Annotated in this window: 17 protein-coding genes; 12 read left to right on the top strand and 5 right to left on the bottom strand. The window is 63.8% G+C overall.

What is annotated here, in order from left to right:
• Positions 1–7 precede the first annotated feature (7 nt).
• Positions 8–2,698 carry a GNAT family N-acetyltransferase gene (locus ACP2YP_RS27945; RefSeq protein ID WP_426419472.1) on the top strand — a complete coding sequence of 897 codons (2,691 nt, stop codon included), beginning with the start codon at positions 8–10 and terminating at the stop codon, positions 2,696–2,698.
• 10 nt (positions 2,699–2,708) lie between these two features.
• On the opposite strand, the gene ACP2YP_RS27940 is transcribed toward ACP2YP_RS27945, so the two are convergent.
• Both ACP2YP_RS27940 and ACP2YP_RS27935 read right to left on the bottom strand, forming a co-directional pair.
• On the bottom strand, positions 2,709–3,197 hold the full coding sequence (locus tag ACP2YP_RS27940) for a phage holin family protein (protein ID WP_426419471.1): 489 nt from the start codon (positions 3,195–3,197) through the stop codon (positions 2,709–2,711).
• Positions 3,198–3,473, bottom strand: coding sequence for a hypothetical protein (locus tag ACP2YP_RS27935; protein WP_426419470.1), 276 nt, complete (start codon positions 3,471–3,473; stop codon positions 3,198–3,200).
• A 179-nt stretch (positions 3,474–3,652) separates the two neighbouring features.
• Between ACP2YP_RS27935 and ACP2YP_RS27930 the strand changes: the two genes are divergently transcribed.
• From ACP2YP_RS27930 to ACP2YP_RS27890, 9 genes are all read left to right on the top strand, one after another.
• The gene (locus ACP2YP_RS27930; protein WP_426419469.1) at positions 3,653–4,789 is read left to right on the top strand and encodes an ABC transporter permease; all 1,137 of its coding nucleotides are present in this window, start codon (positions 3,653–3,655) and stop codon (positions 4,787–4,789) included.
• A 2-nt stretch (positions 4,790–4,791) separates the two neighbouring features.
• Positions 4,792–5,562 carry an ABC transporter ATP-binding protein gene (locus ACP2YP_RS27925; RefSeq protein WP_426419468.1) on the top strand — a complete coding sequence of 257 codons (771 nt, stop codon included), beginning with the start codon at positions 4,792–4,794 and terminating at the stop codon, positions 5,560–5,562.
• A 3-nt stretch (positions 5,563–5,565) separates the two neighbouring features.
• Entirely contained in the window at positions 5,566–6,669 is a 1,104-nt protein-coding gene (locus ACP2YP_RS27920; protein ID WP_426419467.1) for an ABC-type transport auxiliary lipoprotein family protein, read from the top strand.
• Positions 6,670–6,811: 142 nt separating this feature from the next.
• Positions 6,812–7,525: a helix-turn-helix domain-containing protein gene (locus ACP2YP_RS27915; RefSeq protein ID WP_426419466.1), complete on the top strand. Its 714-nt coding sequence runs from the start codon at positions 6,812–6,814 to the stop codon at positions 7,523–7,525.
• Between the two features lie 97 nt (positions 7,526–7,622).
• Positions 7,623–7,757, top strand: coding sequence for a hypothetical protein (locus ACP2YP_RS27910; protein ID WP_426419465.1), 135 nt, complete (start codon positions 7,623–7,625; stop codon positions 7,755–7,757).
• A gap of 245 nt (positions 7,758–8,002) precedes the next feature.
• Positions 8,003–8,731, top strand: coding sequence for a Crp/Fnr family transcriptional regulator (locus ACP2YP_RS27905; RefSeq protein ID WP_426426285.1), 729 nt, complete (start codon positions 8,003–8,005; stop codon positions 8,729–8,731).
• Positions 8,732–9,401: 670 nt separating this feature from the next.
• A complete protein-coding gene (locus ACP2YP_RS27900; protein ID WP_426419464.1) occupies positions 9,402–10,373 on the top strand; it encodes a TRAP transporter substrate-binding protein in 972 nt (323 codons plus the stop codon).
• A 64-nt stretch (positions 10,374–10,437) separates the two neighbouring features.
• Entirely contained in the window at positions 10,438–10,986 is a 549-nt protein-coding gene (locus tag ACP2YP_RS27895; protein WP_426419463.1) for a TRAP transporter small permease, read from the top strand.
• Positions 10,977–12,269 carry a TRAP transporter large permease gene (locus ACP2YP_RS27890; protein ID WP_426419462.1) on the top strand — a complete coding sequence of 431 codons (1,293 nt, stop codon included), beginning with the start codon at positions 10,977–10,979 and terminating at the stop codon, positions 12,267–12,269. Before ACP2YP_RS27895 ends, ACP2YP_RS27890 begins: the two co-directional genes overlap by 10 nt.
• A gap of 93 nt (positions 12,270–12,362) precedes the next feature.
• Here the strand turns inward: ACP2YP_RS27890 and ACP2YP_RS27885 are convergent, their stop codons facing one another.
• The 3 genes from ACP2YP_RS27885 to ACP2YP_RS27875 form a co-directional block, all read right to left on the bottom strand.
• Positions 12,363–13,061, bottom strand: coding sequence for a molybdate ABC transporter substrate-binding protein (locus ACP2YP_RS27885; protein ID WP_426419461.1), 699 nt, complete (start codon positions 13,059–13,061; stop codon positions 12,363–12,365).
• Positions 13,058–13,294, bottom strand: coding sequence for a hypothetical protein (locus ACP2YP_RS27880; protein ID WP_426426477.1), 237 nt, complete (start codon positions 13,292–13,294; stop codon positions 13,058–13,060). The genes ACP2YP_RS27885 and ACP2YP_RS27880 overlap by 4 nt, the downstream gene beginning before the upstream one ends.
• A gap of 83 nt (positions 13,295–13,377) precedes the next feature.
• A complete protein-coding gene (locus ACP2YP_RS27875) occupies positions 13,378–13,545 on the bottom strand; it encodes a hypothetical protein (RefSeq protein ID WP_426419460.1) in 168 nt (55 codons plus the stop codon).
• Here ACP2YP_RS27875 and ACP2YP_RS27870 point away from each other — a divergent pair.
• Positions 13,544–15,634: a molybdopterin-dependent oxidoreductase gene (locus tag ACP2YP_RS27870; RefSeq protein WP_426419459.1), complete on the top strand. Its 2,091-nt coding sequence runs from the start codon at positions 13,544–13,546 to the stop codon at positions 15,632–15,634. The two genes, ACP2YP_RS27875 and ACP2YP_RS27870, sit on opposite strands and share 2 nt — an antisense overlap.
• A 132-nt stretch (positions 15,635–15,766) precedes the next feature.
• Positions 15,767–16,549 (top strand): enoyl-CoA hydratase/isomerase family protein, encoded by a 783-nt coding sequence (locus ACP2YP_RS27865; protein ID WP_426419458.1) that lies wholly within the window; start codon positions 15,767–15,769, stop codon positions 16,547–16,549.
• Positions 16,550–17,279: the final 730 nt, after the last annotated feature.

Genomic DNA, 17,279 nt, shown 5'->3' with positions numbered 1-17,279 from the left:
TGCAATCATGTCGACTTACCGCCTGAAAAACCTGTTGTCGCCCCGATCGGTCGCGCTGGTCGGCGCAAGCTCCCGCCCGGTCTCCGTCGGACGCGCGGTCCTGGAGAACATTCGCAAGGCGGAATTCAAGGGGCTGTTCGGTTTGGTGAACCCGCGCCATGCCGAGATCGGCGGCGTTGCGGCGGTGAGCAGTCTCGAGCAGTTGCCATTCGTGCCCGAGTTGGTGGTCATCACAGCGCCCGCGCGAGAGGTCCCCGACATCATCGACCAGGCCGGCCGTCGCGGATCGGCCGGCGCCCTGATCGTCTCGGCTGGGCTCGGTCATGGGCCTGGATCGCTCCAGGAAGCCGCCGTCGCTGTCGCCCGCAAATACGGCATGCGGCTGATCGGCCCCAACTGCCTCGGCATCATGATGCCCGGCGTAAGCCTCAACGCGAGTTTCGCGGCGCATATGCCGGGGGCTGGAAACCTCGCGCTGATCTCGCAGTCGGGCGCGATCGCGGCCGGGATGGTGGATTGGGCTACGCAACGCGGCGTTGGCTTTTCCGGCATCGTCACGATCGGCGATCAGATCGATGTCGATATCGCGGACCTGCTCGACCATTTCGCGATGGACCACAAGACCCGCGCGATCCTGCTCTACATCGAGGCCATCAAGGACGCGCGGAAATTCATGTCGGCGGCGCGCGCGGCGGCGCGCGTGAAGCCCGTCGTCGTGGTGAAATCGGGCCGCATGGCACAGGGCGCGAAGGCGGCCGCCACGCATACGGGCGCGCTCGCAGGCGCCGACGCGGTCTATGATGCGGCCTTCCGCCGCGCCGGCGTCCTCCGGGTGTCCGATCTGCGCGAGCTGTTCGATTGTGCCGAGACGCTCGGCCGAATCAGATCGCCGGCGGGTAAGCGCCTCGCCATTCTGACCAATGGTGGCGGCATCGGTGTCCTGGCGGTCGACCGGCTGGCGGACCTCGGCGGAATTCCCGCGCCCATGACACCCGATACGCGTGAGAAGCTCGATGCGGTGCTGCCGCCAACCTGGTCGGGCGCCAATCCCGTCGATATCGTTGGCGACGCCGATGCGTCGCGCTATGCCGCGGCGCTGCAGGTGCTGCTCGACGATCCAGGCAATGACGCGGTCCTCGTGCTCAACGTGCAGACCGCGATCGCATCGGCCGCGCAGATCGCGACGACCGTGACCGAGCTCGTCGGCAAATATCGGGAGAAGCACCGCAGTTGGGCCAAGCCCGTGCTTGCGGCCTGGGTCGGGGCCGATCAGGAGATCATTGCGACGCTATCAGGCGCGGGCATCCCGAACTATCCGACCGAAGATGACGCGGTGCGCGGCTTCATGCATCTGGTCCGGCATCGCGAGGTGGTGGACGAGTTGAGCCAGGTTCCCCCGGCGATGCCGGACACCTTCGTGCCGGATGTCGCGGCTGCGAGGCAGATCGTTGCGACGGCCATCGCTGACGGACGCAAATGGCTCGAGCCCGTCGAGATCAAGCATCTGCTTGGGTGTTATGACATCGCCATGGTGCCGACCTATGCGGCCGCAGATGTCGAGCAGGCGGTCGCCCATGCGGATGAGATATTCGTGCAAGGGGCGACAGTCGTGCTCAAAATCATGTCGCGCGACATCGTGCACAAGTCCGATGTCGGCGGTGTCGTGCTCAATCTGACCACGCCGGATGCAGTGCGCGCGGCGGCTGTCGATATTCTCGCCCGCGCCAAGAAGCTGCGGCCGGAAGCCCGCATTGATGGTGTCATCGTGCAAGCCATGGTCGTCAAGGCCAAGGCGCGCGAGCTGATCCTGGGCCTCGCTGACGATCCGACTTTCGGCACCGTCGTCGTGTTCGGCCGCGGCGGGACGGCCGTGGAGATCATCAACGACAAGGCCCTGGCGCTGCCGCCGCTCGATCTGCAGCTCGCCCGCGACCTGATCGAGCGCACCCGTGTGTCGCGGTTGTTGCCAGCGTACCGGGACGTGCCGGCTGTCAAGCAGGACGCAGTAGCTTTGGTGCTGGTCAAGCTGGCGCAGATGGCGACGGACATCCCCGAAATCCGCGAGCTCGATATCAATCCGCTGCTCGCGGATGAAACCGGCGTAACTGCTGTTGATGCCCGCGTCGCGGTGGCGCCGCCCCAGCGGAAGTTTGCGGGCTCCGGTCCCGCCAATTTCGCCGTCCGCGCTTATCCGTCGCAATGGGAGCGTCGCCTGGCCCTCAAGGACAGTTGGCGCATCTCGGTGCGGCCCCTGCGTCCCGAGGACGAGCCGACCATCCACGAATTTCTGCGCCACGTCACGCCCCACGATCTCCGCTTGCGCTTCTTCGCGCCGATGAAGGAGTTTACCCATGAGTTCATCGCGCGCCTGACCCAGCTCGACTACGCGCGCGCCATGGCGTTTATTGCGTTCGATGAGAACAACGAGATGGTCGGCGTGGTGCGGCTTCACTCGGACTCGATCTACGAGAGCGGCGAATACGCGATCCTGCTGCGGTCCGACCTCAAGGGCAGGGGGCTTGGATGGGCCCTGATGCAGCTGATCATCGACTACGCCAGGTCGGAAGGGCTCAAGACCATCTCGGGCGACGTGCTCAAGGAGAACGTCGTGATGCTGGAGATGTGCCGGCAGCTCGGCTTCGAGATCAAGCCAGATCCGACCGAGCCTGACATCTGCGACGTCCGGCTGAAGCTCTGAGGCGCGGCGGCTACGAGCGCACTTCGGTCGCTGCGTCTGCGGCGGGCTCTCTGGCCGTCTTTCGCATGTTCTTGACGATGATTGCGATCAGCGGCACCAGCACCGGCACGATCGTGCTGAGCGGATGATGCACCGCGCCGGTCAATTGGGCCTGAAATGTCCGGGCTTCGACCTGGAGGGCCTCGATCGACGTGCCGTGGATTTCATTGGCGAGCTCGATGTCGCGGCCCGAGGGCGGGCGTCCGGCGACGATGAACAGGACCGCCGCGATGGCGAAATTGATCGCTCCCAGGACGGCGGCTGCGGTGATTGCGCTCCAGATCTGGACGAGGGCGAAATAGGCGGACAGCTCCAGCATCAGGAGCCCGAACGCGGCGATCAGGGCCGCAAAGGCGCGCAGACCGAGTCCGATCAGCAGGTGCCGGAGCCTGATATCCGCGATGATCCTGTCGGTGCGCCACAGGGCACGCAGATGCTTGACGACATTCTCCGTATTCACCTAGTGCCTCCTCAGCATGAAGCCGACGACTACGCCGAGCGCAAAGACGGACGCGAGCGAGGCGACAGGGCGTTCTGTGATGAGATCATGGAGCTGCTCCTGCTCCTCGCTGACGGTTTCGCCAAGTTCGGCCAGCGCGGCGTTGATCTGATCGGCGAGGACCTCGGTACGGTCCTTTGACGTCTCGAACATCTCCTCGCCGGCGGTGCTCAGCAGACGTGCGACGTCGACCTTCAGTGCTTTCAGCTCGTCGCTCATTCTGCCGGTGTCGAACATTGGCGGTCTCCATTGAATGGCGAGAGCCTATGCGGGCGGGCCTGACGGCCATTGATTTGGGTCAAGGGGACGAGAGCGGACCTGTTTGAGGCAGGTCTGTTTGAGGCAAGTCAATCGAGCCGCCCTATGCCGGCCTAGAACACAACCATTGGGGCTGGTCGTCCCATGAGGATATGCGCGTGAATTCGGAACCTCTGCTGCTGGCAACTCCCTTGGGTGGTGCGCTCGAATTGCGGCCCGAGGGGTCGTGGATCGCGGCCAATGTCGCAAAGCTTGAAACTTTATCCCGATCGGTCGGGGCGGATGTCGATCGATCGCGAGCCGTGACCCTCGACATGTCTGGCATCAGCGCGCTCGACACGCTCGGTGCCTGGATCCTGGAGAAATTGTCGCGCAAGGCGGCATCATCCGGCAGGCCGGCCGAGATCATCGGTGTGGCAGATCATTTCAGCGGCCTGCTGGAGGAGGTGCGGCAGGTCAATCGCCACACGCCGGCGCCGGCGGCCGTGCCCAATCCGGTCCTGCTCAGGCTGAACGATCTCGGCAGGGCCACGATCGGTGCCCGCGATGACGTTACGATCTTTCTGCAAATGCTCGGCGCCTTGTTCATGGCCGCGATCCGCGTCGTGCGCAGGCCGCGCTCGCTGCGGCTGACATCGCTGGTCTATCAGCTCAACCGGATCGGGTTTCAGGCGATTCCCATCGTCGCGCTGATCACCTTCCTGATCGGCGCCATCATTGCCCAGCAGGGGTTCTTTCATTTCCGCAGGTTCGGCGCAGAGTCCTACACCGTTGACATGGTCGGCATCCTCGTCCTGCGCGAGCTCGGCGTGCTGATCGTCGCCATCATGGTCGCAGGACGTTCGGGAAGCGCCTACACCGCCGAGCTCGGCTCGATGAAGATGCGCGAGGAGATCGACGCGCTCTCGACCATGGGGCTCGATCCCGTCGACGTTCTGATCTTGCCGCGCGTGGCCGCGCTCGTTATCGCGCTGCCAATTCTCGCCTTCATCGGATCGATTGCCGCGCTCTACGGTGGCGGCCTGGTTGCGCAGTTCTACGGTGACATGGGGCCGGCGATCTACATCGCGCGGTTGCATGAGGCCATCTCCGTCACCCATTTCGAGGTCGGCATCCTGAAGGCGCCGTTCATGGCGCTGGTGATCGGAATCGTCGCCTGCAGCGAGGGATTGCGCGTCAAGGGCAGCGCGGAGTCGCTCGGTCGGCAGACGACCACGTCCGTGGTGAAGTCGATCTTCCTGGTGATCGTGCTTGACGGCCTGTTCGCGATCTTCTTCGCCTCGATCGGGATGTGACCATGCCCGGACCTCAGGAGGAATTCGCGATCCGCGTCCATGACCTCGTGGTGGGTTTCGGCCGTCAGACCGTGCTCGATTATTTGTCGCTCGACGTCCGCCGCGGCGAGATCCTCGGGCTGGTGGGCGCGTCCGGTGGCGGCAAGTCGGTGTTGATGCGCACCATCATTGGCCTCATCCCGCGTCGCAGCGGCACCATCGAAGTGATGGGACAGCCGATCAGTGGCGCGCATGACCGCAGCCGGGCAGCGACATGGGGCATCCTGTTCCAGCAGGGCGCGCTGTTCTCGTCGCTGACGGTCCGGCAGAACGTTCAATTTCCGCTTCGCGAAAATCTCGCAGTGTCACAGGAGCTGATGGACGAGATCGCGATCGCCAAGCTCGAGATGGTCGGGTTGCGTGCGCAGGACGGCGACAAATATCCGTCGGAACTGTCCGGCGGCATGACCAAGCGCGTGGCGCTGGCGCGCGCGCTCGCGCTCGACCCGCCGATCCTTTTCCTCGACGAGCCGACGTCCGGCCTCGATCCCATCGCCGCCGGAGATTTCGATGTGTTGATCCGGACGCTGCAAAAGACCCTGGGGCTGACCGTCTTCATGGTCACCCATGACCTCGCCAGCCTCACCACGGTGTGCGACCGCGTTGCGGCGCTCGCCGACGGCAGGATCGTGGCGATCGGTCCGATGCGCGAACTGCTGCAATCCGAGCATCCCTGGGTGCGGGCCTATTTCCACGGCAAGCGCTCGCAGATGCTTCAACACGAGATGAGATGAGACATGGAAACCCGCGCTCCCTACGTGCTGATCGGCAGCTTCGTGCTGGCCGCGATCCTCGCGGTGTTCGGCTTCGTCTATTGGCTGAACAACAGCGGCGGGATCGGGCCGCGCACGAATTACCACGTGCAGTTCCAGGGGCCGGTGCCGGGCCTGCTGGTCGGTGCCGGCGTGCTGTTCAACGGCATCCGCGTCGGCGAGGTGACGCAGCTCGGCCTTGCGTCTGACAATCCGCGCTTCGTCAATGCGACGATCTCGGTTGCCACGACGACGCCGGTGCGCACCGACACCAAGGTTGGGCTCGATTTCCAGGGGCTGACCGGCGTGCCGGTGGTGACGCTGGAGGGTGGCATGATCGTCGCCAAATCCGGCGAGCGGCTGACGCTGATTGCCGAGGCCGGCGCGGGCCAGAGCATGACCCAGGCGGCGCGCGATGCCCTGCGGCGCGTTGACACCGTGCTGGAGGACAATTCAGGCCCGCTCAAGGACACCATCGCCAATCTCAAGACGTTTTCCGATGGTCTTGCGCGCAACACCGGCAAGCTCGACGGCATTCTGGCAGGCCTCGAGAAGATGACCGGCGGAGGTGCGCCCGCGCAGAAAATCACCTATGATCTCCGCGCGTCCCAGAATCTCGGGCCGGCCGGCAAGGCGCTTTCGGCGTCGCTGGCGATTCCCGAGCCGACCGCTGTCGCGATGCTCCAGACGCAGCGCATGCTGTTCTCACCGGTTGGCGACAACCAGGGCTTTGCCGACTTCCTGTGGGCCGACAGCATTCCAAAGCTGGTGCAGGCGCGGCTGATCGACAGCTTTGAGGACTACGACATCGCGCATGCCCCGCTGCGGACGACTGACCTGGGGCAAGCGGACTACCAGCTCCTGATTGACATCAGGCGCTTCCGGATCGCCACGGAGGGCGAGACCCGCGTCGAAATCGGACTGTCGGCGCGGATCGTCGACAAGGCTGGCAAGGTGATCGCATCGCGCCTCGTCGAGACCAGCGAGAAGCTCGACAAGGTCGAGCCGGCTGCAGCGGTCGCAGCGTTCGACGTGGCCTTCGCCCGCATTGCCAGGGAGCTGATCGGCTGGACGGTGCAAGCGGTCTGACATTCGAGCTCTTACAATAGAACAGGCGGGAATGTCCGCCAAAATTGATCTGGGTCAATCGACTTTGGCGCCGTGCAGTAAAATGCAGCCCGCGCGGTGGACTCGGCCAGAGACGGAGGACAGCCGGCGCTTGGAGCGGTGGATGAGGACTCCCGTGGTGACGATCGAGCCGAATGGTCATTTCTGTAGCGATTGCGCGGTCCGCAGCTTCGCGGTTTGTTCGTCGCTGGACCCGGCCGAGCTGAAGGAGTTCGAGCATCTCGGGCGCCGCGTCCATTTCGCCACGGGAGAGACCGTGTTCTCCGAGGAGGACATCACGACCTCGTTCTACAATCTGCTCGAGGGCGTCATGCGGCTCTACAAGCTGCTGCTTGACGGCAGGCGGCAGATTGTGGGCTTTGCGCTGCCCGGCGATTTCCTGGGGATGAATATTTCGGGCCGTCACAATTTCTCGGCCGATGCGATCGGCACGGTGGCCGTGTGCCAGTTCGCCAAGGTGCCGTTCGGTCGCTTCATTGAGGACCGGCCGCATCTGCTCAGGCGAATCAACGAGCTGGCGATCCGTGAGTTGAGTCACGCGCGCGACCACATGGTCCTGCTCGGCCGTCGCTCGGCGGATGAAAAGGTCGCGACGTTTCTGCTCGGCTGGCGCGAGCGGCTGATTTCGCTCAAGGGATCGTCGAATACGGTCCCCCTTCCGATGAGCCGTCAGGACATTGCAGACTATCTTGGCCTGACCATCGAAACCGTCAGCCGCACCTTCACCAAGCTGGAGCGGCACGGAGCGATCGAGATCGTCCACGGCGGAATCAGCCTGCGCGACCCCGCACGGGTCGAGGCCCTGGCGGCGGCCTGAATTCTGGCCCTGCCGACCGCCCGCTCATTTTTGATTCCGATCAATGACACCGGTTGCGCGTCGCGAATACTGGCCTGAACAAGGTTGGGAGGGTACAATGCCGATTGACACGCTGCTGGTCACCATTGCCGTCGTGGCCGTCTTTGTCGCATTTGCGGCCGCGCTGGCTTGGGCGGACCGACAGACCAATTCAGTTCGGCTCGATTCGGATGCGGAGCGCCGAAGTTCCTGAGATCACTGTCGCATTCTGACGCGACAGCCAGGGGTGTTTGGTTGGCAGGCTCAACTGTGGCTTGCTCTCTCTGCAACTCTGCATGGTCTAAAACGCATCGGCGCACCCTGCGGGTGCGCTTCCGCGCGAGACCGCGGCATTTAAACAGCATTTGCTTCAAATTGTGTCCGTGCTTTCCGGTTGAAAAGCCGGGCAACACTGACTACGCAGGAACTCCAGTGCCTCGCAGTCTTAGGAGTCCCGGCGTGCCTCAGGACAAGACCGGCGACCCCCGGCAGCCGTCGGGTAACAAACTCGCGGTTCTGCGCAAGCACCCGATCTTCGCGGATCTGGAACCGGACGCGCTTGATCAGCTCTGCCGCTATGCCAAGCACAGCACGGTCAAGCGTGGTGCGACGATCGCCGCCAAAGGCGACCCCGGCAACAATCTGTTCGCGGTGATCTCCGGAACAGTGAAAATTTCCTCTTCGTCGCCAGATGGCCGGAATGCCATTCTCAATCTGATCGGTCCCGGAGAAATCTTCGGTGAGATCGCCGTGCTTGATGGTGCACCGCGGTCGGCGGATGCGACCGCCAATACCAATTGCGAGCTCTACATCATCGATCGCCGCGACTTCCTTCCGTTCGTGAAGAGTCAGCCGGCGCTGGCGATGAAATTCATCGAACTGCTCTGCGCGCGGCTGCGCTGGACCAGCCAACAGGTCGAGCAAGTGATCCTGCAGAATCTGCCGGGCCGGCTGGCGAGTGCGCTGCTCGGCCTCACCGAAGAGCGCAAGTTCGACTCCGGCAGTGGCACCCTCGCGATCACCCAGCAGGAGATCAGCGAGATGGTGGGAATGACGCGCGAGAGCATCAACAAGCAATTGCGCGCGTGGTCTGGACGCAACTGGGTTCGCCTTGAGCACGGTGCCATCGTCGTGCTCGACATCGATGCGCTGCGCGAGCTTGCCGAAAGCGGCCTCGACGGCGAGTGATCTAGCCGCACGCCACGCTCGAGCAGGTACATGGTGGCGTCATAGCCGGCATGGGCGTTTCCCTCGAGTTGGTTCGTTACGTTTTCGAAGCATCTCGAGGGGGCTCTGCCCACGACGTCAAGTAACGCTCCCTCATGGTCATATTCGGAAAAAATGAACTTTCTGCCGATCGTCCCCGGAGGCACCGCGTGGTCGATCAATGCAACTCCAGCATCGATCAATGCCGCATTTGGCTTGGACTCAGAATGCCGCCCGCCCTAGGGACGACACTGGCGATATCGCGCCGATGCGGCGCGTTCGTACAGGATGAGGCCATGGTCTCGCCCGAACCTCAAGCCGCAATCAATAGCGGTCGAGCACAAAACCAGAGGAACGCCATGGATACGATGAGCATCGTTACCGCGCAACCAGCATTGGCCGCTGACGCGGCCCGATCGCCGGGGAGCCGGCAGTTGCCGCACAGGTCCCCTGCAGGAGCGGGCACGATGAGCGTCGCGCTGTCCCGCCCGGGCAGACATTACCAATCAGCCAACGCCCCTCGACTTCGCCACGCAATCCTACGAAGGTGGTGCAGTTGCAGCGCTTGACTTCACACCTGAAGTGGAGCGACCCAAGGCGGCCCGCAGCACGTGCCCAACGACGATATAATCAAATCAGGAGGAAACCCCAGATGAAGACATTAATCGGTATCATCGCAGCCGCTGCATTGGCAGTGTCGGCGCCACTCGCAACCGCACGCGATTTCCGCTCTGCCGACATCCACCCGGCCGACTATCCGACCGTCGAGGCCGTCAAGTTCATGGGCAAGCAGCTCGCGACGGCGAGCGGCGGCAAGCTCGGCGTAAAGGTGTTTCCGAATGGCGCCCTGGGCTCCGAGAAGGACACCATCGAGCAGCTCAAGATCGGCGCGCTCGACATGATGCGGATCAACGCATCGCCGCTGAACAACTTCGTGCCGGAGACCATCGCGCTGTGCCTGCCCTTCGTCTTTCGGGACACCCAGCACATGCGCAACGTGCTCGACGGGCCGATCGGCGATGAGATCCTGGCGGCCATGGAGCCTGCGGGCCTGGTCGGTCTTGCCTATTACGACAGCGGCGCCCGATCCATTTACACCGTCAAGGCACCGATCAAGTCGCTTGCAGACCTCAAGGGCCTGAAGATTCGCGTCCAGCAGTCCGACCTGTGGGTCGGCATGATCGAGAGCCTCGGAGCCAATCCGACGCCGATGCCGTATGGCGAGGTCTACACCGCCCTCAAGACCGGTCTGGTGGACGCCGCCGAGAACAACTGGCCTTCCTACGAGTCCTCGCGCCATTTCGAGGCCGCCAAGTTCTACAACGTCACCGAGCACTCGCTGGCGCCGGAAGTCCTCGTGATGTCGAAGAAGGTCTGGGACACGCTCAGCAAGGAGGATCAGGCGATGATCCGCAAGGCGGCCAAGGAATCGGTGCCGGTCATGCGCAAGCTCTGGGACGAGCGTGAGCAGGCTTCGCGCAAGACCGTCGAGGCAGCCGGCGTTCAGGTCGTCGCGATCGCGAACAAGCAGGAATTCGTCGATGCGATGAAGCCGGTCTACGCCAAGTTCGCCGGCGACGACAAGCTGCAGAGCCTCGTCAAGCGCATCCAGGCCACGAAGTAAGACCATAGCGCATCGGGGCCGGCGTCGCTGCGAGGCGGCACCGGGCCTCTGCAGGGAGACGCCGATGACAGACCCACACGTCGCAGACCACGAGCAGGAGGTAGAAGGACGCCCGTCGACCGGCTTGCTGTCGCGGATCAATGCCGTCGTCGCGCGGCTCGGCATGTATCTGTCCGTGACCGGCCTGCTCATCATCGTCACCATCGTGTTCTACCAGGTGTTCGGGCGTTACGTGCTCAACTCCAGCCCGACCTGGACCGAGAACCTCGCACTGGTGCTGATCCTGTACGTCACCCTGATCGGCGCCGCCGTCGGGGTGCGCGATGCCGGGCACATCGGCATGGACAGCTTGCTGGTGATGCTTCCGGATCGTGTACGCGAGAAGATCGAGCTCGTGATCCACGTCCTGGTGGCGATCTTCGGCGTTGCGATGGTCTACAACGGCTGGATCCTCGGCGCGTCGGTCGGGACCGTGAAGATCCCCAATCTCGGCCTACCGGAAGTCGTCCGCTACGTGCCGCTGATCGCCTCCGGCGTCCTGATTGTGTCCTTTTCAATCGAGCACATCATTGCTCTCCTGCGTGGCGAAGAGGTCGTCCCCTCATGGAACTGATTATTCTCGGCGCCACCTTCTTCGGCTTCCTGGTCCTCGGCGTACCCGTTGCTTTCGCGATCGGACTGTCGGCGATTTGCACCATCCTTTACGAAGGCCTGCCGGTCGCCGTCATCTTCCAGCAGATGATGTCGGGAATGAACATCTTCTCGTTCCTGGCTATCCCCTTCTTCGTGTTCAGCGGTGAGCTGATGCTGCATGGCGGCGTTGCCGACAAGATCGTGCAGCTCGCCAAGAATCTGGTCGGACACATCCGCGGCGGTCTTGGCATGTCGAACGTGGTCGCCTGTACGCTGTTCGGCGGCGTCTCCGGCTCGCCTGTGGCCGACGTCTCGGCGATGGGCGCGGTGATGATCCCGATGATGAAAAAGGAAGGGTTCGACACCGACTACGCCGTCAACGTCACCACCCACGCGTCGCTGGTTGGAGCCTTGATGCCGACCAGCCACAACATGATCATCTATGCGCTCGCCGCCGGCGGCAAGGTCTCGATCGGCGCGCTGATCGCGGCCGGGCTTCTGCCGGCGCTCGTGCTGATGCTGTGCATGCTGGTCGCCGCTTACGCGGTCGCAGTGAAGCGCGGCTATCCCGCCGGCAAGTTCCCGGGCTGGGCCGAGGTTTTCCGCTCGTTCGCGGCCGCTCTGCCCGGCCTGCTGATCGTCGGCATCATCCTTTCGGGTATCCTGTCCGGCGTTTTCACGGCAACTGAATCTGCCGCGGTTGCCGTCACCTACACGATCGTGCTGACGTTCTTCATCTACCGGACCATGACCTGGAATAACTTCCTGCATGCGGCCGCCAAGGCGGTGAAGACGACGGGCGTGGTGCTGCTGCTGATCGGCGTCTCCACCATGTTCCAGTATCTGATGGGGCTCTACGAAGTCGCCGACTTCGCCGGCGACCTGATGAGCAGGGTGTCCACGCAACCCTGGATGATCTTCCTGCTCATCAACATCATCCTGTTCCTGCTCGGCACGTTCATGGACATGGCTGCGACCATCCTGATCTGCACCCCGATCTTCTTGCCGATCGCAATGAAGGCGGGCATGGATCCGGTGCAGTTCGGCATGCTGATGCTGATCAACTGCGCGCTCGGGCTGAACACCCCGCCGGTCGGAACGACGCAGTTCGTCGGCTGCGCCATCGGCGGCATCTCGGTGGGCGCGGTGATGCGCACCATCCTGCCGTTCTACGCCGCCCTGATCGCGGCGCTGATGTTCGTGACCTACGTTCCTGCCTTCTCGCTGTGGCTGCCCCGTCTGTTGATGGGATACAGGGGATAGCTGTCGTGCGTTCGCCGGCATTGCCCGGCGAACCGCGCTTGCGATAGTTTGCATCACAGCATCAGGGAGAATCTGCACAAATAGCGCTCGCATCTAGCCGGTAAAGCCCGCGCGCTGGCGCAGATCTCTCTGGTCTGCGCCAGTCAGCAGTGCGATCAGCGCGGCGGCTTCGTTCGGATGCGCCGCTTGCGTGGTCACGCCGGCCGTATACATCGTGACGAGCTCGCATCCCGGTGGCAGCGATCCGGACAGCGCGATGCCATCGGTTGCGATGATCTCGGTCGCCTGCGTGCATCCGATCGGCCACGTCGCGGTGGACGTCGCCAGTTCGCGCATCGCCGTTGCGCCGTTGGGAAAGATCTTCAGCCGCGATGTGACCTCATAGGCGATGCCGAGCTGATCCAGCACCTTTGCGACGTGCTGGCCCGCGGTCGACGCCTTGGTGTCAGGAACGTAGATCGCGTCTGCGGACCGCAGCGCTTCGCACAGATCGGCTTCAGTCTTCGCAATCACCTTGGGATCGCGGCTGCGAACCGCCAGCGCGGTCTCGACCCGGCCGACATCGGCGATCGAGGACGGGACGACAAGCTTCTCTGCGGCTAGCTTCGCAAGGAGGGCCTGCGTCAGGATCACGAGATCAGCTGGCGTGCTCGCGCGCAGCTTGTCCGCCATCACACCAACCGCGCCGAATTCGCCATCGATGCCGAAGCCGGTCTTCGCCTCGAAGGCCTCGCTGAGGCCGCGTACCAGGCCTTGCGCCGCGCCGCCGCTCAAAATGTTCACTGTGGTCACGATGCAAGCTCCATGGCTGCGATGATTTTGTCCGGTGTGATCGGCAGGTCGCGCACGCGCACGCCGAGGCAATCATGGACTGCGTTCGCGATCGCCGCTGTCACCGGGCCGTGCGCGGCTTCGCCGGCGCCGACCGGCTCGACGATACGGACCGCGTGCGCAGGATAATCTTGCGCCAGGGACGGGCTTGCGGAGAATGTGGTGAGCAGGCCGGCGGCCAGCGCCAGCATCAATTGTCGGGCCCTCACACCCACCTCCCTGGACTCGTTCTTGTTGGCCGGCACTGTAGCGGCAGCGGGCGCAAACTGTCGACGCCTCACAAAGTCGATTTCCGCCGGAATATCGGGCCGTATTCGGTGTGGCTGCGGGTCATCTCGCGGTCGCGGGAGGAACACGCCTCGCGCATGGTTTGAGCATTTTGCATGGGCGTTGCCGGATAAATGCCCTCGGCTGCCCGGTATTTTGGTGTTACGAAATTGGTCATGAACCAGCACACCAAGATCGAGATCCGCCACTCCACCTGTCCGCACGATTGCCCGTCGGCCTGTGCGCTCGATATCGAGGTAGTCGAAGGCCGCAGCATCGGCCGCGTCCGCGGTTCGAAAAAGCAGACCTACACGGCTGGTGTGGTCTGCGCCAAGGTCGCTCGCTACGCCGAGCGCATCCATCATCCCGAAAGGCTGATGTATCCGTTGCGCCGGACCGGGCCCAAGGGCTCCGGTCAGTTCGCGCGGATTTCCTGGGACGAGGCGCTCGACGAGATCGCCGATCGCTTCAATCAAGCCGAGCGCGAGTTCGGCGCGCAGTCGATCTGGCCGTACTACTACGCCGGCACAATGGGGCTGGTGATGCGTGACGGCCTCAACCGCCTCACGCATGTGAAAAAATATTCGCGCTTCTATTCGACCATCTGCTCCAACATCGCGCGCGTCGGTTATGCCATCGGCACCGGCAAGATCGCCGGCGTCGATCCGCGCGAGATGGCGCTGTCCGACCTCGTGGTGATCTGGGGCACCAATCCCGTCAACACGCAGGTCAACGTGATGTCGCATGCCGCGCGTGCGCGGAAGGAACGCGGCGCCAGAATCGCAGCCGTCGACATCTACGACAACGAGACCATGAAGCAGGCGGACATCAAGATCCTGCTGCGGCCCGGCACCGACGGCGCGTTCGCCTGCGGCGTCATGCATGTTCTCTTCCGCGACGGCTATGCCGACCGCGCCTATATGGACAAGTACACCGATTGCCCGGATGAGCTCGAGGCGCATCTGAAGACGCGCAACCCCGAATGGGCCTCTGCAATCTCTGGCGTGCCGGTGGCGGAGATCGAGGCCTTCGCCAAGGCCGTCGGCGAGACCAAGCGGAGCTTCTTTCGGCTCGGCTACGGCTTTACGCGTTCGCGCAACGGCGCGACGCAGATGCATGCGGCGAACTGCATTCCCGCGGTGACCGGCGCCTGGCAGTACGAGGGCGGCGGCGCCTTCTTCAACAATTACGCGCTGTGGCACTTCAACGAATCCGTCATCGAAGGTCACGACGCGCTCGACAAGTCGACCCGCGCGCTCGACCAGTCGCAGATCGGCCGCATCCTCACCGGCGATGCCGAGGCCCTGCTGGGCAAGGGCCCGGTCAAGGCGATGCTGATCCAGAACACCAACCCGATGACGGTGGCGCCGGAGCAGGCGCTGGTGCGGCAGGGCTTTGCGCGCGAGGACCTGTTCGTCGCGGTGCACGAGCAGTTCATGACCGAGACGGCTGAGATGGCCGACATCGTGCTGCCGGCGACCATGTTCATGGAGCATCACGACCTCTATTACGGCGGCGGCCACCAGCACATCTCGGTCGGCCCGAAGCTGATCGACCCGCCTGGCGAATGCCGCTCCAACCACCAGGTGCTGCAGGCGCTGGCGCCGCGGCTTGGCGCAGCGCACAAAGGCTTCGAGATGACGCCGCGCGAGTTGATCGACGCGACGCTGAAGCTCAGCGACCACGGCGACATCGCCGGCCTCGAGGCCGATATCTGGCGCGATCTGCAGCCGGACTTCCGCACCTCGCATTATCTCGATGGCTTCGCTCATCCCGACAAAAGATTCCATTTCAAGGCGGACTGGGCGCATCCGCCGTTCGGCCGGACCATGGGCGATTTCGATAAAATGCCGTCGCTGCCCGACCATTGGGCCGTGATCGAGCACACCGATCGGGCCCATCCGTTCCGGCTCGCGACCAGCCCGTCGCGCAGCTTCCTCAACACCACCTTCAACGAGACCCCGTCCTCGAAGGTGCGCGAGGGCAGAGCGAGCGTGATGATGCATCCGCTGGATGCGGCCTCGCTCGACATCGCCGACGGCGACGCCGTGACGCTCGGCAACACCCGGGGCGAGACCACGCTGATCGCCGCACTGTTCGACGGGGTCCGGCGCGGCGTGCTGATTGCGGAGTCCGTGCATCCGAACAAGAATCATATCGGTGGCCGCGGCATCAACATGCTGACGGGAGCCGAAGCCGTTGCGCCGATCGGCGGGGCTGCGTTCCACGACAACAAGGTCTGGATCAGGAAAGCAGTCGCGGCCTGAGCCGCGCTCGCGCATCGATCGCGCGCAAATTTGTGTCGAGGCGCTAAGGTGGCGCCGCCTGACAGATTGCTGTTGCACCGCGCACGCGAGCTGCCGCAAATGGCTGCAGACCGGGAGCAAGGATATAGCGTCATGACCGACACCACTGGCGTCATCACCGAGAAGCGCGGGCAGGCGTTCTGGATCACCATCAACCGGCCGGAAAAGCGCAACGCGCTGAACGGCGACGTCATCGCCGGCATCGCACGCGGCTATCGCGACGCGGATGACGACAAGGACGTCCGCGTCATCGTGCTGACAGGTGCGGGCGACAAGGCATTTTGCGCCGGCGCGGACTTGCAGAATTCCGGTGCGGCTTTCGCGATGGATCATTCCAAACCGAACGTCGATTATGCCGATCTGCTGCGCCTGTCGCAGAATGCGACCAAGCCAGCGATCGCGCGCGTCGGCGGTGTCTGCATGGCCGGCGGCATGGGGCTTCTCTGCATGACCGACATGGCGGTTGCGGCCGATCACGTCATCTTCGGCCTGCCGGAGGTGAAGGTCGGCGTGTTTCCGATGCAGGTGCTGAGCCTGTTGCAGGACATCGCACCGCGACGCCTCGTCAACGAATGGGCGCTCACCGGCGAGCCGTTCGATGCGAAAGCCGCGCAAGCGGCGGGCCTGCTCAACTACGTCGTGCCCACGGCCGAGCTCGACGCCAAGGTCGACTGGCTGATCGGCCGCATCGTCGACAAATCCCCGACCGCGATCCGCCGCGGCAAATACGCCATGCGCGCCATCGCCTCGATGTCGTTCGACGAGAGCATCGCCTACACCGAAAGCCAGATCGCACTGCTGGCGATGACCGAGGACGCCAAGGAGGGGCTGAAGGCATTTGGCGAGAAGCGCAAGCCGGTCTGGACGGGAAGGTAGAGGGGACGCTCTGGTGTCCCGCACGCGCTGCAACGCGTGAGCGTTGCTGCGCAGAGCCGGGACCCAGAAGGCCGCACGGTACGGTGCTGCATGGGCCCCGGCTCTGCAGCGCATCGCCGAAGAGGCGCTGAACTGCGTCCAGGGCACGAGAGCGGTTTCCACCGATCTCAATTCGATTTTCAAACAGCAGACACACCTTCGCCTTCTCGCGGCGTATTCCGCCCGAGCTTTGCTCGCCGCTTCACGCCCTCTCCGAAGAAAGGGCGCAGGGAAGGCCGGGTGCCGGCTGGCACCCGCAAAACTCCCGTGCGAGAATGATGCACACGCAAGGCACAGGAGCGGTACAGGGCAGCCAAACATCCGGCCTTCCCTGCGCAGTGGTTTGACGGCTTATGCGCGCTCTCCCCGGAGACGAATTCGGTCTTGCCTCCGTCGCCTTGCGAAAGTCACGGGCGTCGCCCAGGTTGAAGCGACGCCGCATTCGCAAGGCTTGGCCGTAGCAACGACGGCCAGGACCACACGGTTTTGCCGTACGCGAGCTTCCCTGCGTCGCCCCCGAGGGCTATGCAGGGCATCGAGCGCCGTTCGTACAACGCGGCTTGCAAGTCGCTCACGGGGTTCGGCTCAATCCATCGCCCCGCCCTGCGTCTCACATCCGCGACGGCGCTGCCCAGCGTCCACCGCAGCCCGATCCGCGGTTCGTGACGACGTACGACCGCCCCTTTCGCCG

It is taken from the genome of Bradyrhizobium genosp. A, assembly GCF_049949275.1.
Lineage (GTDB): Bacteria > Pseudomonadota > Alphaproteobacteria > Rhizobiales > Xanthobacteraceae > Bradyrhizobium.
This window is presented reverse-complemented; position numbering and strand designations above follow the sequence as displayed.

What these genes read in the sequence shown, in the direction of transcription:
- ACP2YP_RS27945 (WP_426419472.1), top strand. Translation starts at nt 8, where the DNA reads ATGTCGACTTACCGCCTGAAAAACCTGTTGTCGCCCCGATCGGTCGCG.
- ACP2YP_RS27935 (WP_426419470.1), bottom strand. Translation starts at nt 3,473, where the DNA reads ATGTTCGACACCGGCAGAATGAGCGACGAGCTGAAAGCACTGAAGGTC.
- ACP2YP_RS27925 (WP_426419468.1), top strand. Translation starts at nt 4,792, where the DNA reads ATGCCCGGACCTCAGGAGGAATTCGCGATCCGCGTCCATGACCTCGTG.
- ACP2YP_RS27920 (WP_426419467.1), top strand. Translation starts at nt 5,566, where the DNA reads ATGGAAACCCGCGCTCCCTACGTGCTGATCGGCAGCTTCGTGCTGGCC.
- ACP2YP_RS27915 (WP_426419466.1), top strand. Translation starts at nt 6,812, where the DNA reads ATGAGGACTCCCGTGGTGACGATCGAGCCGAATGGTCATTTCTGTAGC.
- ACP2YP_RS27910 (WP_426419465.1), top strand. Translation starts at nt 7,623, where the DNA reads ATGCCGATTGACACGCTGCTGGTCACCATTGCCGTCGTGGCCGTCTTT.
- ACP2YP_RS27900 (WP_426419464.1), top strand. Translation starts at nt 9,402, where the DNA reads ATGAAGACATTAATCGGTATCATCGCAGCCGCTGCATTGGCAGTGTCG.
- ACP2YP_RS27895 (WP_426419463.1), top strand. Translation starts at nt 10,438, where the DNA reads ATGACAGACCCACACGTCGCAGACCACGAGCAGGAGGTAGAAGGACGC.
- ACP2YP_RS27890 (WP_426419462.1), top strand. Translation starts at nt 10,977, where the DNA reads ATGGAACTGATTATTCTCGGCGCCACCTTCTTCGGCTTCCTGGTCCTC.
- ACP2YP_RS27870 (WP_426419459.1), top strand. Translation starts at nt 13,544, where the DNA reads ATGAACCAGCACACCAAGATCGAGATCCGCCACTCCACCTGTCCGCAC.
- ACP2YP_RS27875 (WP_426419460.1), bottom strand. Translation starts at nt 13,545, where the DNA reads ATGACCAATTTCGTAACACCAAAATACCGGGCAGCCGAGGGCATTTAT.
- ACP2YP_RS27865 (WP_426419458.1), top strand. Translation starts at nt 15,767, where the DNA reads ATGACCGACACCACTGGCGTCATCACCGAGAAGCGCGGGCAGGCGTTC.